Below are 25809 nucleotides of genomic sequence, written 5' to 3' on the forward strand. Positions count from 1 at the left end.
ACAGCCCGGATGAATCCGACCAAACGGGCGCGCTCGGCGGTGCAGGGCGGCGCGGGCGGACCAGGGCGGTCGGCAAAGGCACTCCGGGGTCAGCCCCCGGGGCGGGAGCCGTACCGGTCCAGTACGGCAGCGCGGAGGTCCTCGTTCGAGCGGGGGACCGGCTCGATGAACACCTCGGTGACGTCGTGGAAGTCGGACTGGAGCTCACCTGCCAGCCGCACGCAGACGCGCTCCAGCTCGCCCGCCGTGAGGGAATCGTCGAAGTCGACGCGGGAGCAGACGAGGACGCTGTCGGTGCCGATGAGCATGGTCTGCAGGTCCACGACGGCGTCGACCTCCGGCGCGGCGGACAGGTGGTCGCGGATGGCATAGACCAGGCCGGGCGAGGCCTGTCGACCGATGAGCAGGGCCGCGTTGGCGCGGCCGAGCAGGAACGCGACCACGGCCAGCAGCAGGCCGATCACCACCGACGCGACGCCGTCCCACACCGCGGACCCGGTCAGCTGGTGCAGGCCGACGCCCGCGAACGCGATCAGCAGTCCGGACAATGCGGCGGTGTCCTCGTAGAACACCGTGGTGGCGGTCGGATCATCGCCGTAGCGCAGCTGCCGCCGGAACGTCCGGCCCTGGTCCCGGGCATCCCGGCGGACCTGCCGCAGCGCCTGGGTCCAGGACACCGACTCCAGGGCGAACGCGGCCGCCAGCACCAGGTACGCCACCAGCGGCGAGGTCTGCTCCTCGGCCACGCCGAAGATCGTGGACACGCCCTCGTACAGGGCGAACATCGCGCCAGAGGCGAAGATGGAGACGGCGGCGAGCAGGCTCCAGAAGTAGCGGGCCTTGCCGTAGCCGAACGGGTGCGCGCGGTCGGCGGGCTTGCGCGACACGCGCAGGGCGGTCAGCAGCAGGATCTCGGTGATCGTGTCGGCCACCGAGTGCGCCGACTCGGACAGCATCGCCGCCGAGCCGGTGATCAGGCCCGCGACCAGCTTCAACACGGCGATCAGCAGGTTGACCGAACCGGCGAGCACGACCGTGAGCGTGCTCTCCTCCTTCTCCGCAGCCACTCCGCGATCGTAGTTCGCCCCGGAACGACCCGCCGATCGGTCAGCGCGCGAGTTCTCCCAACACCGCCACGGCATCCGTCAGCTGATCGTCCCGCAGATAGGGCGCCGGACCGAACCGCAGATACTCGCCGCGACTGTCGGTCAACACACCCCGTTCTGCCAACGACCGCTGGAATTCCCCGGCTCGCGGCCCCCGCAGCGAGAGGAAACCACCGAAAGCGGACCGAGGAGCGCGATCACGGGCGAGAATCTCGTCGGGCAGGTCGAGTTCGTCGAATGCGTCGGCGAGCAAACCTGTTTGGCGCAACGAGATCTCCCGCAATCGGGACGGTGTCAGGTCCTGCTCGACGAAGAAATCCAGCACCCGGGCGGCGCGGTAGTTGCTGGTCGGGTCGTAGGTGGAACCGGCGAACCGGGTACCGCCCGGTCCATAGGCGACCAGCGTCGGATCGCGGTCGTCGGCCAGGGCGTCGAATTCCGCGAACCAGCCCGTGATCACAGGCCGAAGCGACTGCGCGTGCGGGGGCAGGCGCAGAAAGCAGTTTCCCTCTCCCAGCTGCAGATATTTGTAGCCGCCACCCACGACCCACGCGTCGCCGAGGCCGTCCATCGAGAATGGCGCGACCCCGAGCGCGTGGTAGGCGTCGACCAGCAGCTCGGCCCCGGTGCGCGCACAGGCCTCGGCGAGCACGGGCAGGTCGGGCACGATCCGGGACGTCTCGAACAGCACCGACGACACCAGCACCGCCGCCGTCCGATCATCCACTTCGGACGCCAACCGCTCGGCCAGCGTGTCCGCGGGCTCGGCGGGCACCCGCACGATCCGCACGAACTCCTCCGCCAGCCGACCCAGCTGTCTGCGCAATGTGTGGAACTCGCCGTCGGTGGTCACCAATCGCGGTCTGCCGGTGATGTCCACAGCGGATAGAAACCGCACCACGAGTTCGTGCGTATTGGATCCCAGGGCGATATCCGCGCCCGGCTCGCCCAGCAACGACGCGAACCCGGCACGAACCCGGCCTGCCTTGGCGAATGCCCGGCCCCACTTGTCGTCCACGGCGAGCGCGGCATCGTCGAATGCCTCGATCTGCCCTTCCAGGGCCACATCCGGCCACGCCTGGTGCGAGTGCCCGGTCAACAACAACCGCTCACCGACCCGGAACCGCGTGTACTGCGCGGCCAACTCCTCCGGCTTCACAGTGAACTCCGCACGGCCCACAGGTCGGGGAACACCGGGCTGAACAACGTCCCCCGCAGGTACGCGGCGCCGTCGGACCCGCCCGTTCCCGGCTTGCCGCCGATGGTCCGCTCCACCATCTTCACGTGCCGATAACGCCACTCCTGCAAACCCTCGTCGAGATCCACCAAGTACTCCGCGACCGTGGACGGCCCGCCATCATCGGCATAGACCGACAACAGAACCTGTTGCAGCTCGGGCGAAGGCTCCGCGTGTTCGCCCACATCACGCTTCAACAGCTCGACCGGAACCGGATAGTCGTGCGCGGCAAGGTAAGTCAGGAACGAGTCGAACAGGGACGGTCGGGACATCGCGGCGGCGATCCGCTCCCGTTGCTCGCCCCCTTCCGGGTAATGCGCGAACGCCTGCCGGTCCCGCCGCCCCAGAACCGCCTCCAGCTCACGGAACTGCGAGGACTGGAACCCGCTCGACGCGTCAAGGCGCGCGCGGAAGCTCGTGAACTGGCGCGGTGTCATGGTCTCCAGCACGTCGATCTGCGCCACGATCACCTTGAACACCGTCAGAATCCGCCGCAGCGTACGCGTCGCCAACGCGGTGTCCCCATGGGACAACACTTCCTGCAAACGCGCCAGCTCGTGCAGCAGCTGCTTGAACCACAGTTCATAGACCTGGTGGATGACGATGAACAACAGCTCGTCGTGCTCGTCCGAACGCGGATGCTGCGCGGTGAGCACGTCGTCCAGGGAGAGGTAGGAGGTGTATGTCAATGCTGCTGTCGTATTTGCCGGAGCATCGGCCAGGTTGCGTTCGGTCACGGTGGTCGCTTCCTCAAGACGGGACGCGCTCACGGGCACATGGCGGCGTCGAAGTGGCGTTGGGCGGGCTCGGCGAGCGCGGGGTACGCGCTGTGGAACAGTTCCACGGCGGCGGCCCGGTGCTCCGGGGGCGGCACGAGGTCCGCGGGCAGTTCGGGGTCGAGCAGCGCGAACTGCCGGTAGGTGTGCATCAGCCGCACGCGTAAGCCGAACGCGGTGGGGGGTTCGGCGTCGGCGGGCAGGTCGGCGAACGCGGTCACGAACGCGCCGTAGCGGGCCGCGAGACCGGGCAGGTCCCACACCCGGGTGACGAAGTCGGCGAAGTCGGGGACGGTGGCGGGCCGTCCGACGAGCACCCCGGCGTGCGCGGCCACGCCCAGGTCCGCCAGCAGCGTGGCCACCTCGTCGGACCGGTCGTGCGCGGCCAGCCAGGTGCCGTCCTGCACCGGGCCGAAGCCGAGGAACCGCAGCCTGCGCACCAGCCGGGCGCGGGCGACCCGCTGGTCCTCGGGGATGGCGTGCCAGAGCACCGTCCAGGTCGCGGCGCGGCCGTCGCGGGTGCCCAGGCCGAAGATCCGCCGGTCGCCCTCGGCCAGCACGGCGGCCGCGCGCGGGGTGATCCGGTAGTGCACCATGCGCCCGTCGCGCACGCGTTCCAGCAGGTCGCGCTGGACGAGGCGGGTGAGCGCGACGCGCGCGGCGCCCGGGGTGAAGCCGAACTCGCCGAGCAGCGCGACCAGCCCGCCGGACCACACCGTGGTCTGGTCGCGGGGGCGCAGGTGGGCGCCGAGAATGGTGAGCACGAGGTCCTGCGGCGCGGGATCGAACACGTGGGTGAGTTTAGTTGACACCTCACTCGGGTCAACCGTAACGTTTTTCTCGTCCCAGTGAACCCACGGCCCGAGGGTGTGACGCTGGTGAGGATCGGACTCGGCCTGCCCAACACCGTCCCCGGCGGCGCGGCCGCCCTGCTCGACTGGGCGCGCCGCGCCGACGACGGCCCCTTCGACACCGTCGCCGTGCTCGACCGGCTGCGTTACGACAGCGTCGACCCGTTCGCCGCGCTGTCCGCCGCGGCCGCCGTCACCACCCGGGTCGGCCTGGCCACGATGATCGCGATCGGCCCGCTGCGGGCCCCGGCGATGCTGGCCAAGCAGGCACTGTCGGTGCACGCGCTGTCCGGCGGGCGGTGCACACTCGGCCTGGGCATCGGCGCCCGGCACGACGACTACGCCGCCGCCGAGGTCGACCCGCGCACCCGCGGCGCCGCCCTGTCCCGGCAGCTGGCCTACCTGCGCGGCGAGCTGGCCGCCTCCGGGGTCGGCCCGGCCGGGCCCGCGTTCGGTCGGGACATCCCGTTGCTGGTCGGCGGTGGTAGTGGCACGGCGTTCGCCCGTATGGCCCGGCACGCGGACGGTTACGCGCACGGCGGCGGTCCGGCGCGCGCGTTCGCCTCCGCGGCCGCCAAGGCCCGTGCGGCCTGGCAGGACCATGGCAGGCAGGGTGAGCCGCAGCTGTGGGGGCAGGCGTATGTCGCGTTGGAGTCACCTGAGGAGGGCCGCGCGTACCTGCGGGACTACTACGCGTTCACCGGCCCGTTCGCGGACAAGATCGCCGCAGGCGCGCTGACCACCGTGCGCGCGGTTCGCGACCTGGTACGTGGTTACGCCGACGCAGGCTGCGACAACCTGATCCTCTTCCCCACCACGGCCTCTCTCTCCGATGTGGACAGGCTTACCGAGGCGCTGACCTCTTCCGCTCCCCTGGCGCCGCCCCGCTCCACGCACGCGCCGGGCGCGCTCCCGATCCCCGCCCAGCCAATACCTGCTCAGCCGGTCCGCGACCCGAGGCTCGCGCCATGAGGGTCGCCATCGCCGGTGCCGGGCCGTCCGGCCTCTACCTCGCGATCCTGCTGCGCAAGGCGGGGCACGAGGTGACCGTGTACGAGCGCAACGCCCCGGACGCCACGTTCGGCTGGGGCGTCGTGCTCTCCGAGGAGACCCTGGGCGAGCTGCGCGACGCCGACCGGCTCTCGCACGAGCGGATCACCGACGCGCTGGCCCGCTGGTCCACAGTGGATATCCGGCACGGCGGCGAGACGATCCGCGCGGGAGGCCACTCGTTCACCGCGATCGCCCGCCGGAACCTGCTGGCGATCCTCCAGCAGCGGGCCGCCGAACTGGGCGCAGAGCTGCGATTCGGTGCCGAGGTGGATGAGCCGCCGGAGGCCGATCTGCGGGTTGCCGCCGACGGCTCGAACAGTCGTACACGCGCGCGGTACTTCTCGGCGAAGGTGGTCCCGCAGGGCGGCAAGTACGTCTGGTTCGGGACGGATCTGGTGCTGGACGCGTTCACCTTCGCCTTCCGGGAGACCGAGTTCGGCCTGTTCCAGGCGCACGCCTACCCGTTCGACGAGCACATGAGCACGTGGATCGTGGAGTGCGCGGAACCGGTGTGGCGGCGTGCGGGGCTGGACAGGATGTCGGAGGAGGAGAGCATCGCGTTCTGCGAGGAGCTGTTCGCCGACGACCTCGCCGGGCACGGGCTGCGGTCCAACCGGTCGCTGTGGCTGGACTTCCCGCTGGTGCGCTGCCCGAGCTGGCACCAGGGCAACCTGGTGTTGCTGGGCGACGCCGCGCACACCGCGCACTTCTCCATCGGCTCGGGCACGAAGCTGGCGATGGAGGACGCGATCGCCCTGGCCGACGCGCTGGCCCGGCACACGGATCTCGACGCGGCGTTGACCGCGTACGAGCTGGAGCGGCAACCGGTGGTAGAGCGGTTCCAGCTCATGGCGGGCGATAGTGCTGCCTACTTCGAGCGCACGGCGAACTACACCGGGTTCTCGCCGTTGCAGTTCTCGTTCAACCTGCTCACGCGCAGCGGCCGGGTCACGCACGCCGGCCTCGCGCAACGCGACCCGGGTCTGGTGCGGCGCGTGGACGCGTGGTTCGCGAACAACGCTGCTCCGGGCGCGGTGGGTCCGCCGCCGTTGTTCGCGCCGCTGGCCGCGCTCGACCTGCCCAATCGGTTGGTTGCCGAGGCGTCGGTGGACACGGCCGTGGATCGGGCGCGCGCGGGGACCGGGCTTGTCGTGGCGGGGCCGGTAGCGGCCACTCGGCAGGGGCGTTCCACGGTCGAGACGCCGTTGTTCGATGAAGCCGAGTGGGCCGCGTTGGCGGACAAAGTGCACGACGCGGGGGCACGGCTCGGATTGCGGTTGACACACGCGGGCGCGCGCGCCGCGACCGAGCAGCCCGATGTGCCGTTGCCTGCTGACCGGGCCTGGCCGATCGTTGCTGCTTCCCCTGTGCGGTATGGGCCGTTCGCGCAACTGCCGACGGAGTTGACCGGCATCGAGGGGACTGTCCAGGCGTTCCGCGACACGGCGGCGGCGATAGCGCAGACGGGCGTGGACGTGCTGGAGCTCGATATGGCGGACGGGAACCTCCTGGCGGGGTTCCTGTCGCCGCTGACCAACCGCCGCACGGACGAGTGGGGGGACCGGCACGCGTTCCCGTTGGCGGTGTTCGACGCAGTGCGTGCTGTCTGGCCACGGAAGCTGTCAGTGCGGCTGACGGTGGCCGACTGGTCCCCCGGCGGGACGACCGTGGCGGATGGCATCGCGTTCGCGCGGGCCTTGCGTGAGCACGGCGTCGATCTCGTGCACGTGCGGGCAGGGCACACTCGGCCGGACTTCCAGCCCGAGTACCGGCGCGGCTACCTGACCACGCTGTCGGACCGCGTGCGCGCGGAGGCGGGCGTGCCGACGCAGGTCGGCGGCTACCTGACGACGCTGGACGAGATCAACACCGTGGTGGCCGCCGGGCGCGCGGACCTCTGTGTCCTGGCCGAGGCGGCGCCGTGACGCACCGTTTCGCCGAACTCACCACCGCCCAGGCCGCCGCGCTGCTGGCCGGGCCACGTACGCCGGTGTTGCTGCTGCCGGTGGGCGCGATCGAGCCGCACGGGCCGCACGCGCCGCTGGAGACCGACCCGATCATCTCCGCCGGGATGTGCGCCCGTGCCGCCGAACGACTGGCCGGCAGTCCGGACGTGCGGGTGTTGATCCTGCCGCCGCTGCCCTACGGGGTGACCGAGTTCGGTGTCGGGTTCGCGGGCGCGGTCGGGATCGGCGCGGACACCCTGCACGCGCTGGTGGTGGAGATCTGCTCGACATTGGCCTCCCAGGGTTTCCGGAATGTGGTGATCGTGAACAACCACTTCGAGCCGGGACAGGTCGCGACACTGCGCCGGGCCGTCGACACGCTCGCGGCCCGGGGCGTGCGGACCGGTTACCTGGACCTGGTGCGGCGGTCGGTGGCGAGCAGGCTGACCGAGGAGTTCCGGTCCGGGTCCTGTCACGCGGGGCGCTACGAGACGTCGTTGGTACTGGCAGACCGGCCTGATCTGGTCGACACCACGGCCATGTCGGCCCTGCCCGCGCTGTCGGTGGACATGCCCGCCGCGATGGCCGCCGGACACGCGAGCTTCACCGCGCTGGGTATGGACCGCGCCTACTGCGGTGCCCCGGCCGAGGCCACGGCCGAGGAGGGGCACGCCACCTTCGCCACGCTCACCGCCCTGCTACTGGACGTCATCCACGACCAGGTGAGCTGACCGCACGAGAGGAGAGAAGGTGCGCCCCGACGAGCCGTTGAACCTCGCCGCCCGTTTCCTCGACCGCAACCGGCCGGACCGGACCGCCCTGTTCACCCCTGCCGGTCCTGTCACATATGGAGAACTGGCAGAGCTGACCAACCGTATCGGCAACGCACTGCTGGAAGTCGGTGTGCGCGCACATGACCGGGTGCTGTTGGCACTGTCCGACGGAGTGGAGTTCGTCGCCGCCTGGTACGCCGCGCAGAAGATCGGCGCGGTGACGGCCGAGGTGTACACGTTCCTCACGGCGAAGGACTACGCGTACTACCTCGACTACACCGGCGCAACCGCTGTCATCGCCGACACCACCACCCTGGACCGGTTACGCGAGGCCGCGACGGACGACCTGACGGTGTTGGTCGTCGGCGCGGCGGGGATCTACCTGTATCCGGACGAGCACGACCTGGACGAGCTGGCCCGGCACTCATCGTCCACTTTAGACGCTTTCGAGACCCGTTCGGATGACGTGGTGCTGTGGAAGTTCACCACGGGTAGCACGGGGGCGCCGAAGGCCTGCCCGCACCTGGCAGGCACGCCGGGGCTCAGCTCGCAGTGGTACGGGCGGGATGTGCTGGGGCTGAGCGGCGAGGATGTGGTGCTGCCGGTGCCGAAGCTGTTCTTCGGGTACGCGCGGGACCTGACCGCGCTGTTCCCGTTCGACGTCGGCGCGGCGGGGGTGGTGTTCCCGTGGCGCACGACGGTCGAGCTGATCTTCTCGTTGATCGCCGAGCACCGGCCGACGGTACTGGTGAACGTGCCGACGATGATGGCCGCGATGGTCGCCCACCCGGACGCGGGCGCGCAGGACCTGAGCTGCCTGCGGCTGTGCACGTCGGCGGGCGAGGCGCTGCCCGCCGAGCTGCACCGCAAGTGGGACAAGGCGTTCGGGGTCGAGGTGGTGGAGGGGATCGGGTCGTCGGAGGCGTACCACATCTACATCTCCAACCGCCCGGGGGCGATTCGCCCGGGAAGCATGGGAACGCTCGTCCCCGGCTACACCGCCCGCGTGGTCGACCCCGACGGCGCGGACCTGCCCGACGACACCACCGGCATGCTCGAACTCACCGGCGCCACGGCGGCCCTGGAGTACGTGGGCGACCGGGACCGGACGACGATCACCTTCCCGGGGGGCGGCGTCGTGCGAACGGGTGACCTGGTGAGCCGCGATCCCGATGGACGGTTCCACTATCGAGGACGGGCGGACGATCTGTTGAAGGTGAGCGGGATCTGGGTGGCACCGAGCGAGATCGAGCACTGCCTGATCGGCCATCCCGACGTGGTCGAGTGCGCGGTGGTGGGACACGAGGTCGCCGGGTTGGTGCGGCCGTACGCGTTCGTGGTCCGGGCGGGCGAGGGAAATGCGGACGCGTTGCGGCAGTACGTCCGGGATCGGCTGTCCCCGCACAAGACACCGGAACGGGTGGTCTTCGTCGACGAGCTCCCCCGCACCACCAACGGCAAACTCGACCGCCGGGCCCTGCGCGCACTGGAGGTGGCCCCGTGAGCAGGCGAGTGGTCGTCACCGGCGGGACGCGCGGGATAGGGGCGGCGGTGGTGGCGTTGTTCCGGGACAGGGGTGCCGACGTGGTGGCCGCCGGGCGCGGGGATTTCGACGTGGCCGATGAGGCGGCGGTGACCGCGTTCTTCCGGGAGCTGGGGCCGGTGGACGTGTTGGTCAACAGCGCGGGTGTGTCCGCGGCTGCGCCCCTCAAGCGGACGACAGTGGCGCAGTGGCGGGAAATGCACGAGGTCAACGCGTTGGGAGCGTTCCTGTGCACACGGGCCGTGTTGCCCGGGATGGTGGAACGGGACTTCGGCCGGATCGTCACCGTGGCGTCCACGGCCGGACGCGCCGGTTACCGCTACACCGCCGCCTACTCCGCGTCCAAGCACGCCGCCGTCGGGCTCACCCGGGCGGTGGCGGCCGAGGTCGCGGGGTCGGGGGTAACGGCGAACGCCGTGTGTCCGACGTATGTTCGCACGGACATGACCGCCGGGTCGGTCGCCGCCATCGTGGACCGCACCGGCAAACCACCGGACGAGGTCGAGGCGGCGCTGGCCGCGGCGGCCCCGCTGGGCCGGTTGCTGGAGCCCGCCGAGGTGGCGTTCGCGGTGGCGTTCCTGGCCGCCCCGGAGGCGGCCGCGATCAACGGCCAGGCCCTGGTGCTGGACGGCGGTGGCCTCCCGTGACCGGGGGCCTGCGGCTCCGGCGACGCTCGACAGGCCGCCGGAGCCGCGTTCTCCCACTGGTGACCATGTCCGAAGGAGCCGTATGAGCCCGTTCCGCGCGTCCGCGGGGATCACCCCGCACTGGGACCACTTCGACCTCGACGTCACCGACGGCGTGGCGACCGTGACGTTCACCCGACCGGAGAAGCTGAACGCGCTCACCTTCGCCGTCTACGCCGACCTGCGCGACCTCGTCGCCGAACTCCCGCACCGGGGCGACGCGAAGGTGTTGGTACTGCGCGGCTCCGGTCGCGGGTTCTGCTCCGGCGGCGACGTCGAGGAGATCATCGGCGAGCTGCGCGCGATGGCCCCGGCCGAGCTGCTGGAGTTCACCCGGATGACCGGCGCCGTCGTCCGCGCCCTGCGCGAGTGCCCGCTGCCGGTACTCGCCGCGATCAACGGCGTCGCCGCGGGCGCGGGCTCGGTGCTCGCCCTGGCCGCCGACTTCCGCCTGCTGGCGCCCACCGCGTCGTTCGCCTTCCTGTTCACCCGGGTCGGCCTGGCGGGCGCCGACATGGGCTCGGCCTACCTGCTGCCCCGGCTGATCGGCCTCGGCCGCGCCACCGAACTGCTGATCCTCGGCGACCGGATCGACGCCGCCCGCGCCGAACACCTCGGCCTCGGCACGCTGGTCGACGACCTCGACACCGCGACCACCGCGCTGTCCCGCAGGCTGGCCGACGGCCCGGCACTGGCCTACTCGGCCACCAAGGTCCTGCTGACCCGCGAACAGGACATGGACCTGGGCTCGGCGATCGAGCTGGAGGCCATCACCCAGGCCCTGCTGATGAAGTCCACCGACCACACCGAGTTCTACGCCGCCTGGCAGGCGGGCCGCGCCCCGGTCTGGACCGGCCGATGACCCCGCACCGGATCGTGACCGCCCCCGACCTCGCCCCACCCGTCGGCTTCGCCCACGCCGTCGTCGCCGCCCCCGGCCACATGGTGCACCTGGGCGGCCAGACCGCCCAGGACCACACCGGCGCGATCGTCGGCACGACCATGCCGGAACAGTTCGACCAGGCCGCCGCCAACGTCACCGCGGCCCTGCGCGCCGCGGGCGCCCGGCCGGAACACCTGGTGTCGCTGACCATCTACGTCACCGACGTGCCCGCCTACCGCGCCGCCCTCACCGAGCTGGGCCCGCTGTGGCGCAAGCACTTCGGCCGCCACTACCCCGCCGTCGCCCTCATCGGCGTCCAGGCCCTCTTCGACACCACCGCCCTCATCGAACTCGTCGGCAGTGCTGTTGTTTGATCCCGCCGCCTTGTTCTTTGTGATCCCGCCACCCACTGTGTTCTTTTGCTCCCGCCACCCACTGTGTTCTTTTGATCCCGCCACCCACTGTGTTCTTTTGCTCCCGCCACCCACCCCCTCGTCCCCGCCCGGCATCGTCCCGGCCTGGCGGCCCTACGGTCACCACGGCACCGAAGGGCGTCGCGGGACGAACCACCGCAGACCCGGCCAGGTCACACGATGGCAAGTCCCCGCAAGAACGACCGTACTACCGCCCCGGCCCCGGCAAGAGCCCGGAAACCGCCCTGTGGATGAAAAGAGCTACCCGCCAGAAACCTGTGGACAACCCTCACCCACAACCCACAACCCGACCATGATCAACCCCGCGACAGCCCCGCAACGCAGCCCCCTCCCACCCAGGGGGGCGGGCCCCACAACAACACCGTACCGCCCGCCAAGCCCTGTCAATAGACCGGAAATCGGCCTGTGGACAGGAAAGGCTACCGACGAGAAACCTGTGGACAATCCGCCGTCGCAAGCCCGTGCGTAACCCGCCCACGACATCGGGTCAAGAGCGAGAGACGCGCCTGTGGATGGATGGCACTACCGGGAAGGAACCCGTGGATGAGACTGTCACCGGAGTGCCTGCACCTGCTCGACCACACCGAATCCCTCGCCCAAGGTCCACTGAGGACGCACCAGCACACCCCCGGCCGGATCAACCGCCCGCTCCTGCGCGCGCTGGCCGACCACGGCCTGCTCCCGCACCTCTTCCGGCACGAGCACGGCGCCAAGGCCCTCGACCTCTGCCTCATCCGCGAGGCCCTCGCCCGCCACCACACCGAGGCCGAGACCGCCTTCGCCCTGCAGGGCCTGGGCGCCTACCCGATCCTGCTCACCCAGCCGCACAACCCCTGGCTGTCCAAGATCGCCGACGGCACCGCCGCCGCCGCGTTCGCGCTCACCGAGCCGGACGCCGGATCCGATGCCGCCCACCTCGCCCTCCAGGCCCGCGAGGACGGTGACGGTTACCTGCTCACCGGCGAGAAGTCCTACATCTCCAACGCCCCCGAGGCCGACGTCTACTCCGTCTTCGCCCGCACCACCCCGCACGCGGGCGCGCGCGGGATCACCGCGTTCGTCGTCCCCGGCGACGCCGACGGCCTCCACGGCGAGCACGTCGACCTCATCTCCCCGCATCCCATCGGCATGCTCCGCTTCGACGGCGTGCGTGTCGGCCGTGACCAGGTGCTGGGCGAGGTCGACGGCGGCTGGGCGGTCGCCATGCGGACGCTGGACATGTTCCGGCCGAGTGTGGGCGCGTTCGCCGTGGGCATGGCGCAGGCCGCGCTGGACGCCGCCGTCGCGCACGTCACCACGCGGCAGGCGTTCGGGCGGACGCTGTCGACGTTCCAGGGCGTGTCCCACCGACTGGCCGACGTCGCCACCCGGCTGCAGGCAGCCCGTCTGCTCGTGCACGACGCCGCCATCGCCTACGACGAGCAGGACGGCGGAACCGGTCAGCTGTCCGCGATGGCCAAGCTGTTCGCCACCGAGACCGCGCAGCTCGCCGTGGACGTGGCCATCCAGGTGCACGGCGCGCGCGCCCTGGAACGTGGGCACCTGCTGGAGCACCTCTACCGGGAGGTCCGCGCGCCACGCATCTACGAGGGTGCCTCCGAGGTCCAACGGGAGATCATCGCGCGCGGATTGTTCACCTGAGCTGTCGGTGGTTGCTGCCATGATCACCCCATGACCGACGAGGCGTTCTGGCAGCTGCTCGGCCGCACCCTGGAGCAACCGGGCGACCGCGACGAGCGCGCCGAGTGGCTCACCGAGGAGCTGACCCGGCTGCCGGTCGCCCAGATCACGGACTTCGCGAGCAGGCTGTCCGCGGTCCGGTTACGCGCCGACACCTGGACCATGTGGGGCGCGGCCCGGCTGATCCACGAGGGCTGGTGCACGCCGGAGACGTTCTGGTCGTTCCAGCTGTGGCTGCTCACCCTCGGCCGGGAGACCTACGACCGGGTGATCGCCGAGCCGGACGCGCTGGCCGACGTGCCGCGGGTGCGGGAGCTGGCCGTCCGGCCGATGCGCGAGTGGTCCGACCAGGACTGGCCGGAGTGGGAGAGCCTCGACTACGCCGCGTACGAGGCCCACCAGGAGGTCACCGGGAAGGAGTGCGGGCTGGAGGAGCTGGGCTTACCCACCGTGTCCGCGCCCGCGGACGAGCAGTGGGACCTGGCCGACCGCGGCGAGCTGGGCACCCGGCTGCCGCGCCTGTCCGCGCTGTTCCCCCGACCGACGGACTGACCCGCGTCGGTACAGGTCGGCGGAACACGCGGGTCGCCGGACTTGTTACCGTGGTGTGGTGAACGTCGAGGTGACACCACTGCCGGGGATCGGCACCCGGCAGGACTTCCTGTCCCGGTCGGGCAGGCGTATTGGCGTGGTCTCGCACCGGGACGGGCATGTCGACCTGATCGTGTCCAAGCAGGACGACACCGACGCGTGCGTGGCCTCCATCGCGCTGACGGTGGAGGAGTCGGCCGCGCTGGCGAACTTACTGGGCGCCCCCCACCTGGTCGCCCAGCTGCGCGAGGAGGCCGCCGGCGTGCACACCCGGCAGCTCCCGCTGTCCCCCGGGTCCCCGTACGACGGCCGCACGCTGGGCGACACCGCGCTGCGCACGCGCACCGCGGTGTCCGTGGTGGCCGTGGTGCGCGCCGGGACCGTCCACCCCTCTCCGCGCCCGGACTTCACCCTGGGCGGCGGTGACCTGCTCATCACGGTCGGCACCCCGGACGGTCTGGCCCAGGCCGCCGACGTGCTCGACCGGGGTTGACCCGACAGGACGTCAGCTCTTGCACGGTACCGGCATCTCCCTCATCGAACTCGGCGCCGTCTTCTTCGGCCTCGGCCTGCTCGGCAGGCTCGCCTGGCGCATCGGCGTGTCCCCGATCCCGCTCTACCTGCTCGGCGGCCTGGCCTTCGGCGCCGGGGGGCTGGTGCCGTTAGAAGGCATCGAGGGGTTCACCGACATCGCGGGCGAGATCGGCGTGGTGCTGCTCCTGCTGCTGCTCGGCCTGGAGTACTCGGCGGCCGAGCTGGTCACGGGGCTGCGCCGGTCCTGGGTGGCGGGCCTGGTCGACCTGGTGTTGAACGCGGTCCCGGGCGCGGCGGTGGCGCTGTGGCTGGGCTGGGGTCCGGTCGGCGCGCTGGCGATGGCGGGTGTCACCTACATCTCGTCCTCGGGAATCGTGGCGAAGGTGCTGGGCGACCTGGGACGGCTGGGCAACCGGGAGACGCCGGTGATCCTGTCGATCCTGGTGTTCGAGGACCTGGCGATGGCGGTCTACCTGCCGATCCTCACCGGCCTGCTGGCGGGCGCGACCCTGCTCGGCGGTTTGACCGCGGTGGGCGTGGCGTTGGTGGCGGTGACGGTGGTGCTGGTGGTGGCCCTGCGCTTCGGGCGGTACGTGTCGATGGTGGTCGACAGCCCGGAGCCGGAGGTCTTCCTGCTGCGAGTGCTGGGCGCGGCCCTGCTGGTGGCGGGGGCTGCGTCGCAGCTGCAGGTGTCGGCGGCGGTGGGGGCGTTCCTGCTGGGGATCGCCATCTCGGGTTCGACGGCGGAGAACGCGACGAAGCTGCTGGAGCCGCTGCGGGACCTGTTCGCGGCGGTGTTCTTCGTGGTGTTCGGGCTGAACACCGACCCGCGCTCGATCCCGCCGGTGCTCGGGTACGCGGTGGCGTTGGCGGTCATCACGACGCTGACGAAGATCGCCACGGGCTGGTTCGCGGCGGGGCGGCAGGGCATGGCGCGGATGGGGCGGGCTCGGGCGGGGGCCGCGTTGGTGGCGCGTGGGGAGTTCTCGATCGTGATCGCCGGGTTGGCGGTGACGGCGGGGGCGGTAGACGAGCAGCTGGCGGCGTTGGCGACGGCCTATGTGCTGCTGATGGCGGTGCTGGGGCCGATCGCGGCTCGGGTGGTGGAGCCGGTGATGGGGTTGTTCAACCGCCGTGCGGCTGCCGCCTGATCCCTGGGCGGGTTGTCCACAGGTTTCTCGTCGGTAGCTTTTCCTGTCCACAGGCCGATTTCCGGCCTATTGACAGGGCTTGGCGGGCGGTACGGTGTTGTTGTGGGGCCCGCCCCCCTGGGTGGGAGGGGGCTGCGTTGCGCGGCTTCGGCGATTCGATCATGGTCGGCGGTCCGGGCCCGGGACGGAGTTGTCCACAGTTCCCGCCGAGTAGCTTTTCCTTTCCACAGGCCGATTTCCGGCCTATTGACAGGGTTTGCCGGGCGGTACGGTGTTGTTGTGGGGCCCGCCCCCCTGGGTGGGAGGGGGCTATGTTGCGGGGCTGTCGCGGGGTTGATCATGGTTGGGGTTCGGGGGCGTGGGTGGGGTTGTCCACAGTTTCCGGTGGGTGGGGGTTTTCGTCCACAGGGCGGGTTTCGGGCTCGTGGTGTGGGGTCCCGAGTCGTAGGTTCGGGTTTGTGGGCGGTCAGCGGTCGAGGTCGGCGAGGAGTAGGCCGCTGCGGGGTTTCGGGGTGAAGTAGGTGCTCTTGCGGGGCATCCGGCCGCCCGCGGCGTGGACGGTGAGGATGTCGGGGAGGGGGACGGGGGCGAGGCGGAGGATGGCGTCGACGGCCGGGCCCGGGTCGCGACCCTCGGGGAGGGGGCGGACGTGTGGGCCTTCCGGGTCGAGGCCGAGGGCCTGGTGCAGCAGGAGTGTCTCGACGACGGCGTGGTCGATCGTGGTGGAGTGCGGGAGAGGGACGAGCAGGGTGCGGGTGGCGGTCCGGGCGATGACGGTCCCGGGTGCCGGGTGCTCGACGACCGTGTCGCGGACGTCGAGGCCTGCCGCGCGCCAAGCGGTGGTCAGGGTGTCGGCGGTGTGGCCGGTGCCGGTGAGGACCCGGTGGTACGCGCCGACGCGGAGGCCGGGGCCCGCGGTGACCAGGGCCAGCAGGCCGCCGAGCTCGGCCGCGGCGGCGGCCGCGACGCGGTGGTTGCCGTCGGCGACCAGCAGCGGGCGGGCGGACACGACGGACAGCACGGCGTCGCGGATGGGGCCGGGGCCGAGCAGCCAGACGCTGTGCCTGCGACCGCTTGTGTCCACAGTGGATACCACGGGGGCACCGGCGGCGGCGATGGACTGGTCGACCGTGGCGGTGAGGGTTTCGCCGTCGGCGACCGGGATCAGCAGGGCGGCGCTGGTGGCGCAGCCGAGTCCGGTGAGGACCATTGCGCGTTCGGCGACCACCTCCGGGTAGACCTGTTCGCTGTGCCGGACCCAGGACAGTCCGTCCGCGCCGACCGCGACCGGGTCGACCATGCACAGGATGCCGGTCGCCGACCCGTCCGGGCCGTCCACCCGGTAGGGCGCGATCACGTCGGCGACCGGCCGGTACGCCGAGCGTTCCAGCGCGCGCAGGGTGCGGCGGGCGGCGGGCAGCGCGTCCAGCAGGTCGAGGCCCGCGGCCAGCGCGGCCGGGGTGCGGTGCGGGTGCTGCACGGCCAGCAGCGTCCCGTCGGCGGCGCCCGGCCGGGCCAGCGCGGTGGTCACCCGGTAGGCGTCGGCGAACTCGTCCACATCGGGTCCGGGGACCTCGCCGCGGACCACCCAGCCCCGTTTGATCGGACGAACCCACTCGGTCATGACCGCAATACTGCCCGCACCGATGATCAGACGTCGGCGACTAGCACATACACGACAGTGGACGCACCGTCCGGGACGAACCGCAGCTGTCGGTGCACGTCCGTATCGGCCGGGGTGACCGCGGTGGCCGCGTCCGGGTGCCAGTCGGGATCGGCGTCGCTGGCCGGGTTGCGGAACGAGCCCTGCACGGGCGCGGGCTCCGGCAAACCGTTGCCGGACAGGAAGTCGGACAACGACCGCACCCGCACGCGCGCGGAAAGGTGCCACTCCTGGAAGCGCGAGTACCGACCGGACAGCAACTCGGCGTCCACCGGGAAGGTCAGATCGGACACGGCGGCCACTTCGGGCAAATCCACACCGCGCGGCGGGTCACCCAGCGTGAACCGTTCGGACGTCGAGCACCCCGCGAGCAGCGCGGCGACCACCAGCCACCGCACCGCCCACCACCGCACAGCCACTCACCGCACCACGCGCTACAGGCCGACGGCCGCGTACAGGGTGCCGACCTCGGTGCGGTTGAGCGCGCGCATCGACCCCGGCCGCTGGTTGCCCAGCCGCACCTCGCCGATCTGCGTGCGCACCAGCTTGAGCACCGGGTGGCCGACCTCCTCCAGCATCCGCCGGACGATGTGCTTGCGGCCCTCGTGCAGCACGACCTCCACCAGCGCCTTGCCCGCGTACGAGTCGACCATGCGGAACCGGTCGACGCGGGCCGGGCCGTCCTCCAGGGTGACGCCGTCACGCAACCGCTTGCCCACGTCCCGGGCGACCGGGCCGGACACCTCGGCCAGGTAGGTCTTGAGCACCTGGTACGACGGGTGCATCAGCCGGTGCGCCAGGTCGCCGTCGTTGGTGAACAGCAGCAGGCCCTCGGTCTCGGCGTCGAGCCGACCGACGTGGTAGAGCCGGTCGCCCCGGCCGCGCACGTAGTCGCCCACGCACGGGCGGCCCCGGTCGTCCTCCATGGTCGAGTGCACCCCGGCGGGCTTGTTCAGCGCCAGGTACACGCGGTCCTCGCGGACCACCACGCGCACGCCGTCCACGTGGATGACCACGCTGTCCGGGTCGACGCGTCTGCCCTGCTCGCGCACGACCTCGCCGTCGACGGTCACCCGGCCCTGGTCGATCAGATCCTCGGCGGCCCGCCGCGAGGCGACTCCCGCGGTGGAGAGCACCTTCTGCAGCCGGACGCCCTCCGGGCTACTTGACATCGTCAATCGCATCCACTTCTGGCAACAGCGGGGCGATCGGCGGCAGGTCCTCCAGCGAGGCCAGCCCCAACCGCTCCAGGAACAACTCGGTCGTCCGGTACAGGATCCCACCGGTCTCGGGGTCGGTACCGGTCTCCTCGATCAGGCCGCGCACCACCAGGGTGCGGATCACGCCGTCGACGTTGACCCCGCGCACCGCCGCCACCCGTGAACGGGTGACCGGTTGACGGTAGGCGATGACGGCCAGGGTCTCCAAAGCGGCCCGGGTCAGCTTGGCGCGCTGCCCGTCGAGCAACAGCTTCTCCACCACGGGGGCGTAGCGGTCACGGGTGTAGAACCGCCAGCCCTCGCCTACCCGGCGCAGGTCGATGCCGCTGCCCAGCTCGGTGTAGCGGGCGGAGATCCGCCTGAGCGCCTCGCGCACCCGCCGGACCTCCTGCTCGACGGCGACCGCGAGCACCTCCTCCTCGGCCGGGGAGTCCACGACCAGCAGCAACGCCTCCAGCGCCGAGTCGAGATCGACGTCCTCGGTCAGATCGGGGAACGACGACCCCGCCGCCACCAGGTCCCCGGCCTCGTCCTCCCCCACCTGCCCAGCACCATCGCCCGCCCCCTCGGCGACCGGTTCCGCGGCCTCTCCCCCATCGGGCTCACCCACGCCCGGCTCCCGGGCATCCGCCTCGGTCGCGCCGGACTCCGACGCGACCGGCTCGACGGCATCGGACTCGGCGACACCGGACTCGGCGACACCGAACTCGGCGACCCGCGACTCGACATCGACGACCTCGGCGACGACGGCCTCCGCCACCGCACCCGACCCGGCCACGCCGGGTTCCGGGGCGTCGGACTCGACAGCGGCCGACTCGGCGGGGTCGGGGGGCGAGGGTGCGCTCCCCGCCGCGTCCTCGTCCTCAGCGTTCATGGCAAGATCCGTCCCAGGTCCGTCGGTGGTGTGCCCGCACAGGTTCGCAGAGTCGCCCGCGCCCGCCAAACCGGCTGTCCACAGGGTCGTTTGCGCTGTTCGCGGCGGGTCAGCCGTAGTCGGCGTCGGCGTCGGCCACCGGGGTCGTCGCGGCGGCGTCGGCGACCGAGCCGCCGGTCCACTCCACGTGCAGCTCGCCGAGCGGGTCGGCCTGTTCGAACAGCACGGTCGCCTCCCGGTAGAGCTCCAGCAGGGCCAGGAACCGGGCGACGATCTCGATCGTGTGCTCGCAGTCGGCGACCAGGTCGCCGAAGCTGGCCCTGCCCATCTCGGCCAGTTTCACCCGCAGCAGCGCCGCCGTCTCGCGGACCGACACCCGGCCCATGTGCAGGTGGTCGATCGACACCATCGGCGGCGGTTTGGGCCGGAACACCGCCGCCGCGATCTGCGCGAACCGGGCCGGGTCGACACCGAGCATGACCTCCGGCAGCAGCTGCTGGTAGCGCTCCTCCAGTGCCACCGACCGCGGGTAGCGGCGCAGCGCGCCCGCCTCCAGCTCGCCGAACAGGGCCGCGACCTGCTTGTACGCCCGGTACTGCAGCAGCCGCGCGAACAGCAGGTCGCGCGCCTCCAGCAGGGCAAGGTCGTCCTCGTCCTCGACGTCGCCCGCGGGCAGCAGCCGGGCCGCCTTCAGGTCGAGCAGGGTCGCCGCGACGACCAGGAACTCGGTGGTCTCGTCCAGGCTCCAGTCGTCGCCCAGGGACTTGATGTGCGCGATGAAGTCGTCGGTCACCTGGTGCAGGGCGACCTCGGTGACGTCCATCTGGTGCTGGGAGATCAGCTGCAGCAGTAAGTCGAACGGGCCCTCGAAGTTGGCCAACCGAACCGTGAAGCCACTCCCGCGCAGTTCCTCCGACGACGACTCGGCCACCGCGGTCACTGCGGCCCGTCCGGGCGCAGCCTGCGCACCAGGACCGAGTCGGCGCCGTGCTCGGCGAGGTCGGCCAGCACCATGGCGACGGCCTCGCGCACCACGCGGCCGCGGTCGACGGCGATGCCGAAGCCCGCGCGCAGGGTGAGCCGGGCCTGTTCCAGGGCCAGCAGCTCCTCGTCGGAGACGTAGACGGTGATCTTCGAGGTGTGCTTCTGCCGGGGCGTGCCCTGCGGCACCGGGTCGAACAACCGGGTCACCGGGCGATCACCTCGCGGGCGAGCTGGCGGTAGGCCTTGGCCCCCGCCGAGCGCGGCGCCCAGGTGGTGATGGGCTCCCCGGCCACCGTGGTCTCCGGGAAGCGGACGGTGCGGTTGATGACGGTGTCGAACACGGTGTCCTTGAACGCCTCCACGACGCGGGCCATCACCTCGCGGGAGTGCAGGGTGCGCGGGTCGAACATGGTGGCCAGGATGCCGGTGATCTCCAGCTTGGGGTTGAGCCGGTCGCGCACCTTGTCGATGGTGTCGATCAGCAGCGCCACCCCGCGCAGGCTGAAGAACTCGCACTCCAGCGGGATCAGCACGCCGTCGGCGGCGGCCAGGGCGTTCACCGTGAGCAGGCCGAGCGAGGGCTGGCAGTCGACCAGGATGTAGTCGTACTCGTCGAGGACGGGGCGGATGGTGCGCAGCAGCGAGTGCTCGCGGCCGACCTCGGAGACCAGCTGCACCTCGGCCGCGGACAGGTCGATGTTGCTGGGCAGCAGGTCCATGTTCTCCACGCAGGTGCGGATCACCACGTCCTGGATGCCCACGGACCGCTCGATGAGCACGTTGTAGATGGTGCGGTCGAGCTGGTGGGCGGGGATGCCCAGGCCGACCGACAGCGCGCCCTGCGGGTCGAAGTCGACCAGCAGCACCCGGCGGCCGAACTCGGTCAGCGCGGCACCCAGGTTTATCGTCGACGTGGTCTTCCCGACGCCGCCCTTCTGGTTGCACATGGCCAGCACCCTGGCCGGGCCGTGGTGCTCCAGCAGCGCGGGCTCGGGGATGTGCCGCTTGGGCCGACCGGTGGGGCCCTGCCCGCCGACCTCCTCCGGCGCCTCGTCGTCGTCGGCGGCGGCGCGCGGCGCGATGCTCAGCTCCACCGCACCCCCGTGCGGAAGTGTCGACATGGCGATCTGGCTCCTTGTCGCCTGCGATCCTGTCAGGCGCAGCGTAAGCGGGTCCCGGCGTGGCGCCCAACGCGGCGCGCCGCGAACGGCCTAGCTGTCTATTCGCACCAGCGCGCCCAGCACGGAGTCGAGGAGGCCGGGGAAGCGCCGGTCAAGGTCGACCCGGCGCAGCGACAGCCACCGCTGGTTGCCGTCCCGGCGGGTGTGCGTGACCCCGGCCTCCCGCAGCACCCGCAGGTGCTGCGACAGCGTCGACTTGGCGACCGTCACGGCCAGGTTCCCGCAGGACATCTCCCCGGCGTCGGAGAGCTGCGTGACCACCGCCAGCCGGGTCGGGTCGCTGAGGGCGTGCAGCACCTCCGCCAGCACCAGCCGCCCGGTCTCCGGTTCGTCCACCTCACCCATCGCGCACCTCCGGCGGTCAGCGTAGGGGACAGCCGAGGCTAATTCAGTTGACTCGGCAGTATTGTTCGGCTATCGGATCGCCCTCGGGTGCGCGGTGGCGTAGACCTCCCGCAGCGTGGTCACCGTGACCAGCGTGTAGATCTGCGTCGTCGTCACCGACGCGTGCCCCAGCAGCTCCTGCACCACCCGCACATCCGCGCCCCCCTCCAACAGATGCGTGGCGAACGAGTGCCGCAATGTGTGCGGTGACACGGGAACCCGGATCCCGGCCTGCTCGGCCGCCACCTTCAGCACGTTCCACGCGCTCTGTCTCGACAGCCTGCCGCCCCGCACGTTGAGGAACACCGCGGGCGTGCCCCGCCCGTTGGCCGCGAGCGCGGGCCGCGCCCGGACGAGATAGGCGTCCACGGCGGCGAGCGCGGGACGGCCGATCGGCACGAGCCGCTGCTTGCCGCCCTTGCCGTCGAGCAGGACGGTGCGCTCGACGGTGTCGATGTCGTCGAGGTCCAGACCGACGGCCTCGGAGATGCGGGCGCCGGTGGAGTAGAGGACCTCCAGCAGCGCCCGGTCGCGCAGCGCGCCCGGACTGTCGCCGACCGGGGTGTCCAGCAGGTCCAGGACGTCGTCCACGGGCAGGGCCTTGGGCAGTTTCCTCGGCGGGGTGGGGGGTTTGACCGCTCGGGCGACGTCGTGTTCCACGAGCCCCTCGCGGACGGCGAAGCGGTGGAGTCCACGGACGGCGACCATCGCCCTGGCCGCCGAGGAGGTGGCCAGCGGGGGGTGGTCCCGGTCGCCCTCGCGGAGTGCGGCGAGGAAGGTGGCCACGTGCCGTTCGGTGATCTCGGGGAGCCGGGTGGTGGCGGTGGTGGCGAGGTGGTCGAGGTAGCGGCGGAGGTCCCTGGCGTAGCCGTCGAGGGTGTTGGGCGAGGTTCCCCGTTCCACGGCGAGGTGGTCGAGGTAGGTGCGCACCGCCCCGCCGACATCCGACCCCGTCATGGCGGCAGCCTAGCGACCTGCCCCGACACCCGACCACCAACAGCGCGACGGATCTCCAGCCCCGCCGGAGTCACCTGTCGGGCCCCGGAGTTGTTCGCCTCGCCGGTTATTCGCCTCGGCCGGAGAACGCCGTCGGCAGTCCCGGCCATGGCGCGTCCGCCGGTCGCGCCGATTCCCCCTGCCCCACCGCGTACGCGGCGAGAATCCCCGCCACCGCCGCCGCGTTCACGATCTCCCCGCCCAGCACCATCCCCAACGCCCGGGACAGCGGCACCCGGTCGATCACCAGGTCCGCCTCCTCCTCCCCCATCTGCACCCGCTCGACCTCGGTCAGCCCCCGGGCCAGGTAGACCCGCACGGCCTCGTCGGTGAACCCGGGCGACACGGCCAGATCCACCAGCACCGACCATTCCCCGGCGGCCAGCCCGACCTCCTCGGCCAGCTCCCGCCGGGCAGCCGCCACCGGGTCCTCGCCCGCGTGGTCGATCAACCCGGCGGGCAGCTCCCACAACCGCTCCCCCACCGGATGCCGGTACTGGTGGATCAACACCACCGACCCGGACTCGTCCAGCGCCACGACGGCGACGGCCCCGAGGTGCTCGACGACCTCGCGGGCGGCCACCTCGCCCCCGGGCATCCGGACCTGGTCGAGCCGCAGGGCCAGGATCCGGCCGACGTGGATGTCGCGCGACGACACCAGGTCGAACTCGTGCCGCCCGCTCACGCCTCCACCGCCACCGGCTCGTCCAGCTCCACCGGCAGCCGCTCCGCGCGCACATAGGCCACGGCCGCGCGGATGAACCCGGCGAACAGCGGGTGCGGGCGCGTCGGGCGGCTCTTCAGCTCCGGATGGGCCTGGGTGCCGACGAAGAACGGGTGGGTCTCGGCGGGCAGTTCGACGAACTCCACGAGACGGCCGTCCGGCGAGGTGCCGGAGAAGCGCACGCCCGCCGCGGTCAGCCGGTCGCGGAAGGCGTTGTTGACCTCGTAGCGGTGGCGGTGGCGTTCGGTCACCTCGCGCTCGCCGTAGACCGAGGCGACGACCGAGCCGCTCGCCAGCACCGCCGGGTAGGAGCCAAGGCGCATCGTGCCGCCCATGTCGCGTTCGCCCGCGACGACGTCCTCCTGGTCGGCCATGGTGCTGATGACCGCGGCCGTGGTGCCGCCCTCGAACTCCGCCGAGTTGGCGTCGGCCAGGCCCGCCAGGTTGCGCGCCGTCTCGATCACCATGCACTGCAGGCCGAGGCAGAGGCCCAAGGTCGGGATCCGGTTGACCCGCGCGTGGGTGATGGCGCCGATCTTGCCCTCGATGCCGCGCACGCCGAACCCGCCCGGGATCAGCACACCGTCCACGCCGGACAGCGCGGCCGCGGCACCCGCCGGGGTCTCGCAGTCGTCGGAGGGCACCCAGACGACCTCGACCTTGGCCTGGTGGGCGAAGCCGCCCGCGCGCAGCGCCTCGGTGACCGACAGGTAGGCGTCCGGGAGGTCGACGTACTTGCCGACCAGGGCGACCCGGACCCGCTCCTTCGGGTTGTGCACCCGGTCGAGCAGGTTGCCCCACACCTTCCAGTCCACGTCCCGGAACGGCAGGCCGAGGCGGCGGACCACGTACGCGTCCAGGCCCTCGCCGTGCAGCACCCGCGGGATGTCGTAGATGGACGGGGCGTCCGGGGCGGCGACCACGGCCTCGGTGTCCACATCGCACATCAGGGCGATCTTGCGCTTGAGCGTCTCCGGGATCTCCCGGTCGGCGCGGCAGACGATGGCGTCCGGCTGGATGCCGATGTTGCGCAGCGCGGCCACCGAGTGCTGGGTCGGCTTGGTCTTCAGCTCGCCGGACGGCGCCAGGTACGGGACCAGCGAGACGTGCAGGAAGAACACGTTGTCCCGGCCGACGTCGTGCCGGACCTGGCGGCAGGCCTCCAGGAACGGCAGCGACTCGATGTCGCCGACCGTGCCGCCGACCTCGGTGATCACCACGTCCGGTGCCCGGCCGGTGCCGTCCGGCTCGGCCATGGCCCGGATCCTGGCCTTGATCTCGTCGGTGATGTGCGGGATGACCTGCACGGTGTCGCCCAGGTACTCGCCGCGGCGCTCCTTGGCGATGACCGCCGAGTAGACCTGACCGGTGGTCACGTTCGCCGTGCCGGACAGCTCGCGGTCCAGGAACCGCTCGTAGTGGCCGATGTCCAGGTCGGTCTCGGCGCCGTCCTCGGTGACGAACACCTCGCCGTGCTGGAACGGGTTCATCGTGCCCGGGTCGACGTTGAGGTACGGGTCGAGCTTCTGCATCGTCACCCGCAGGCCGCGGGAGGTGAGCAACTGGCCGAGGCTGGAGGCGGTGAGCCCCTTGCCCAGGGAGGAGGCGACGCCTCCGGTGACGAAGACGTGCTTGGTCGTCCGAGCGTGCTGCACCAACGAGGCTCCCGTGGTCGATTCGCGCTGTCGGCGGCGGAAACACCGCCGGTCCACGGGGTTCCATGCTAACACCAGCCGCCCGCCACCCCCGGCGCAGCGGGGCCCCGCCGTGTCGCGCGCGGCACGGCGGGGCCCCGGGCCCGGTGTGCGGACGTCAGGGCGTCGGCGCGCAGGCGGTGTTGCCGACCAGGATCTCGCCCGACATGCCGGAGGCGGGCAGGAAGCGGACGTGGGCCAGGGTCAGCGCGATGCTGCCGTCCTCGCCGCCGGGGAAGCTGATCTCGTTGAAGGTGATCGTGGCGAGCGGGGTGCCGATCAGGTTGTCCAGCTCGCGCACGTAGTTCTGCGGCACCGGCCGGGGCAACGTGCCGAGGCCGGAGGTGCTGGCGATGGACCAGGACGCGGTGGTGCCGTCCTCGTCGGCGACGCAGTCGACCTTGTAGTTGTTGATGCGCACCCGGTCACCGCCGAGCAGCACCAGCGCGGACAGCTCGAACTGGCTGTTCTCCGAGTGGGACTTCGTCTGGGTGGTGCTGGTGTTCGGGTCGACCACGGTGGTGGTGCAGCTGGACGAGCCGCTGCCGAACTTGGCCCCGTTGACCGAGATCCCCGGGGTGGTGGCCGAGATCGGCCCGGCCACCGAGCACGGCGCGAGCGGCGCCACGGTGACCTGCACGCCCGCCTTGGTGTACGACGCGGAGCCGTTGAACGCGGCCCCGGCGACCGACGCCCGCGCCGAGGCGGGCGCGGTGCCGACGACCAGCGCGGCCACCGCGGTGGCGACCACCGCGAGCGCGCCGACGCCGAGTCTGGCCCTGCTGATCCTGGTGATGCTGTGCCCCATGGCCAACTCCCTTGCCTCCCAGGCGGAAACGGACTTC

27 protein-coding genes are annotated in these 25809 nt (G+C 71.6%); 11 read left to right on the forward strand and 16 right to left on the reverse strand.

The window, feature by feature from the left end; genetic code table 11:
* Positions 1-89: 89 nt before the first annotated feature.
* From C503_RS0129730 to C503_RS0129745, 4 genes are read right to left on the reverse strand one after another with little or no spacing between them, the layout of a single operon-like run.
* A complete protein-coding gene (locus C503_RS0129730; protein WP_018685873.1) occupies positions 90-1067 on the reverse strand; it encodes a cation diffusion facilitator family transporter in 978 nt (325 codons plus the stop codon).
* Between the two features lie 40 nt (positions 1068-1107).
* Complete coding sequence (locus C503_RS0129735) at positions 1108-2265, reverse strand: kynureninase/PvdN C-terminal domain-containing protein (RefSeq protein WP_018685874.1); 1158 nt, start codon at positions 2263-2265, stop codon at positions 1108-1110.
* A complete protein-coding gene (locus C503_RS0129740; protein ID WP_245572612.1) occupies positions 2262-3080 on the reverse strand; it encodes a tryptophan 2,3-dioxygenase in 819 nt (272 codons plus the stop codon). Before C503_RS0129740 ends, C503_RS0129735 begins: the two co-directional genes overlap by 4 nt.
* A 29-nt stretch (positions 3081-3109) precedes the next feature.
* Positions 3110-3910, reverse strand: coding sequence for a PaaX family transcriptional regulator (locus C503_RS0129745; RefSeq protein ID WP_018685876.1), 801 nt, complete (start codon positions 3908-3910; stop codon positions 3110-3112).
* A gap of 87 nt (positions 3911-3997) precedes the next feature.
* On the opposite strand from C503_RS0129745, the gene C503_RS41350 reads away from it, so the two are divergent.
* The 11 genes from C503_RS41350 to C503_RS0129800 all read left to right on the forward strand — a co-directional run bounded on the left by C503_RS41350 (position 3998) and on the right by C503_RS0129800 (position 15244).
* On the forward strand, positions 3998-4942 hold the full coding sequence (locus tag C503_RS41350; RefSeq protein ID WP_156893613.1) for an LLM class flavin-dependent oxidoreductase: 945 nt from the start codon (positions 3998-4000) through the stop codon (positions 4940-4942).
* Positions 4939-6948 carry an FAD-dependent monooxygenase gene (locus C503_RS0129755; protein ID WP_018685878.1) on the forward strand — a complete coding sequence of 670 codons (2010 nt, stop codon included), beginning with the start codon at positions 4939-4941 and terminating at the stop codon, positions 6946-6948. Before C503_RS41350 ends, C503_RS0129755 begins: the two co-directional genes overlap by 4 nt.
* Positions 6945-7700, forward strand: a complete 756-nt coding sequence (locus tag C503_RS0129760; protein WP_018685879.1) for a creatininase family protein — start codon at positions 6945-6947, stop codon at positions 7698-7700. Before C503_RS0129755 ends, C503_RS0129760 begins: the two co-directional genes overlap by 4 nt.
* A 19-nt stretch (positions 7701-7719) precedes the next feature.
* The gene (locus C503_RS0129765; protein ID WP_018685880.1) at positions 7720-9246 is read left to right on the forward strand and encodes a benzoate-CoA ligase family protein; all 1527 of its coding nucleotides are present in this window, start codon (positions 7720-7722) and stop codon (positions 9244-9246) included.
* Positions 9243-9932 carry an SDR family NAD(P)-dependent oxidoreductase gene (locus C503_RS0129770; protein ID WP_026316829.1) on the forward strand — a complete coding sequence of 230 codons (690 nt, stop codon included), beginning with the start codon at positions 9243-9245 and terminating at the stop codon, positions 9930-9932. The genes C503_RS0129765 and C503_RS0129770 overlap by 4 nt, the downstream gene beginning before the upstream one ends.
* Positions 9933-10014: 82 nt before the next feature.
* Positions 10015-10833, forward strand: a complete 819-nt coding sequence (locus C503_RS0129775; protein ID WP_018685882.1) for an enoyl-CoA hydratase family protein — start codon at positions 10015-10017, stop codon at positions 10831-10833.
* The gene (locus C503_RS0129780; protein WP_018685883.1) at positions 10830-11228 is read left to right on the forward strand and encodes a RidA family protein; all 399 of its coding nucleotides are present in this window, start codon (positions 10830-10832) and stop codon (positions 11226-11228) included. The genes C503_RS0129775 and C503_RS0129780 overlap by 4 nt, the downstream gene beginning before the upstream one ends.
* A 603-nt stretch (positions 11229-11831) precedes the next feature.
* Complete coding sequence (locus tag C503_RS0129785) at positions 11832-12929, forward strand: acyl-CoA dehydrogenase family protein (protein WP_018685884.1); 1098 nt, start codon at positions 11832-11834, stop codon at positions 12927-12929.
* A gap of 30 nt (positions 12930-12959) precedes the next feature.
* Entirely contained in the window at positions 12960-13520 is a 561-nt protein-coding gene (locus tag C503_RS0129790) for a DUF4240 domain-containing protein (protein ID WP_018685885.1), read from the forward strand.
* 58 nt (positions 13521-13578) lie between these two features.
* The gene (locus C503_RS0129795) at positions 13579-14052 is read left to right on the forward strand and encodes a cation:proton antiporter regulatory subunit (RefSeq protein WP_026316830.1); all 474 of its coding nucleotides are present in this window, start codon (positions 13579-13581) and stop codon (positions 14050-14052) included.
* A gap of 19 nt (positions 14053-14071) precedes the next feature.
* Complete coding sequence (locus tag C503_RS0129800; protein ID WP_018685887.1) at positions 14072-15244, forward strand: cation:proton antiporter; 1173 nt, start codon at positions 14072-14074, stop codon at positions 15242-15244.
* Positions 15245-15710: 466 nt separating this feature from the next.
* On the opposite strand, the gene C503_RS0129805 is transcribed toward C503_RS0129800, so the two are convergent.
* The 12 genes from C503_RS0129805 to C503_RS0129860 all read right to left on the reverse strand — a co-directional run bounded on the left by C503_RS0129805 (position 15711) and on the right by C503_RS0129860 (position 25772).
* Positions 15711-16868 carry a DUF1015 family protein gene (locus tag C503_RS0129805; protein ID WP_018685888.1) on the reverse strand — a complete coding sequence of 386 codons (1158 nt, stop codon included), beginning with the start codon at positions 16866-16868 and terminating at the stop codon, positions 15711-15713.
* A 26-nt stretch (positions 16869-16894) separates the two neighbouring features.
* The gene (locus C503_RS0129810) at positions 16895-17326 is read right to left on the reverse strand and encodes a hypothetical protein (protein ID WP_018685889.1); all 432 of its coding nucleotides are present in this window, start codon (positions 17324-17326) and stop codon (positions 16895-16897) included.
* Positions 17327-17341: 15 nt separating this feature from the next.
* A complete protein-coding gene (locus tag C503_RS0129815; RefSeq protein ID WP_033401189.1) occupies positions 17342-18079 on the reverse strand; it encodes a pseudouridine synthase in 738 nt (245 codons plus the stop codon).
* Positions 18069-19001, reverse strand: a complete 933-nt coding sequence (scpB, locus tag C503_RS0129820; protein ID WP_018685891.1) for an SMC-Scp complex subunit ScpB — start codon at positions 18999-19001, stop codon at positions 18069-18071. The genes C503_RS0129815 and scpB overlap by 11 nt, the downstream gene beginning before the upstream one ends.
* Positions 19002-19110: 109 nt before the next feature.
* Positions 19111-19941 (reverse strand): segregation and condensation protein A, encoded by an 831-nt coding sequence (locus C503_RS0129825; protein WP_018685892.1) that lies wholly within the window; start codon positions 19939-19941, stop codon positions 19111-19113.
* A complete protein-coding gene (locus C503_RS41355; protein WP_051114968.1) occupies positions 19938-20255 on the reverse strand; it encodes a hypothetical protein in 318 nt (105 codons plus the stop codon). The genes C503_RS0129825 and C503_RS41355 overlap by 4 nt, the downstream gene beginning before the upstream one ends.
* Positions 20189-21106 (reverse strand): ParA family protein, encoded by a 918-nt coding sequence (locus tag C503_RS0129835; RefSeq protein WP_018685894.1) that lies wholly within the window; start codon positions 21104-21106, stop codon positions 20189-20191. The genes C503_RS41355 and C503_RS0129835 overlap by 67 nt, the downstream gene beginning before the upstream one ends.
* Before the next feature lie 90 nt (positions 21107-21196).
* A complete protein-coding gene (locus C503_RS0129840; protein ID WP_018685895.1) occupies positions 21197-21511 on the reverse strand; it encodes an ArsR/SmtB family transcription factor in 315 nt (104 codons plus the stop codon).
* 69 nt (positions 21512-21580) lie between these two features.
* Entirely contained in the window at positions 21581-22507 is a 927-nt protein-coding gene (xerD, locus tag C503_RS0129845) for a site-specific tyrosine recombinase XerD (RefSeq protein WP_018685896.1), read from the reverse strand.
* Positions 22508-22613: 106 nt separating this feature from the next.
* Complete coding sequence (locus tag C503_RS0129850; protein WP_018685897.1) at positions 22614-23231, reverse strand: NUDIX domain-containing protein; 618 nt, start codon at positions 23229-23231, stop codon at positions 22614-22616.
* The gene (locus C503_RS0129855) at positions 23228-24925 is read right to left on the reverse strand and encodes a CTP synthase (RefSeq protein ID WP_018685898.1); all 1698 of its coding nucleotides are present in this window, start codon (positions 24923-24925) and stop codon (positions 23228-23230) included. The genes C503_RS0129850 and C503_RS0129855 overlap by 4 nt, the downstream gene beginning before the upstream one ends.
* Before the next feature lie 157 nt (positions 24926-25082).
* A complete protein-coding gene (locus tag C503_RS0129860; RefSeq protein WP_018685899.1) occupies positions 25083-25772 on the reverse strand; it encodes a hypothetical protein in 690 nt (229 codons plus the stop codon).
* Positions 25773-25809: the final 37 nt, after the last annotated feature.

Source organism: Actinokineospora enzanensis DSM 44649 (assembly GCF_000374445.1).
GTDB classification, from domain to species: Bacteria; Actinomycetota; Actinomycetes; order Mycobacteriales; family Pseudonocardiaceae; genus Actinokineospora; species Actinokineospora enzanensis.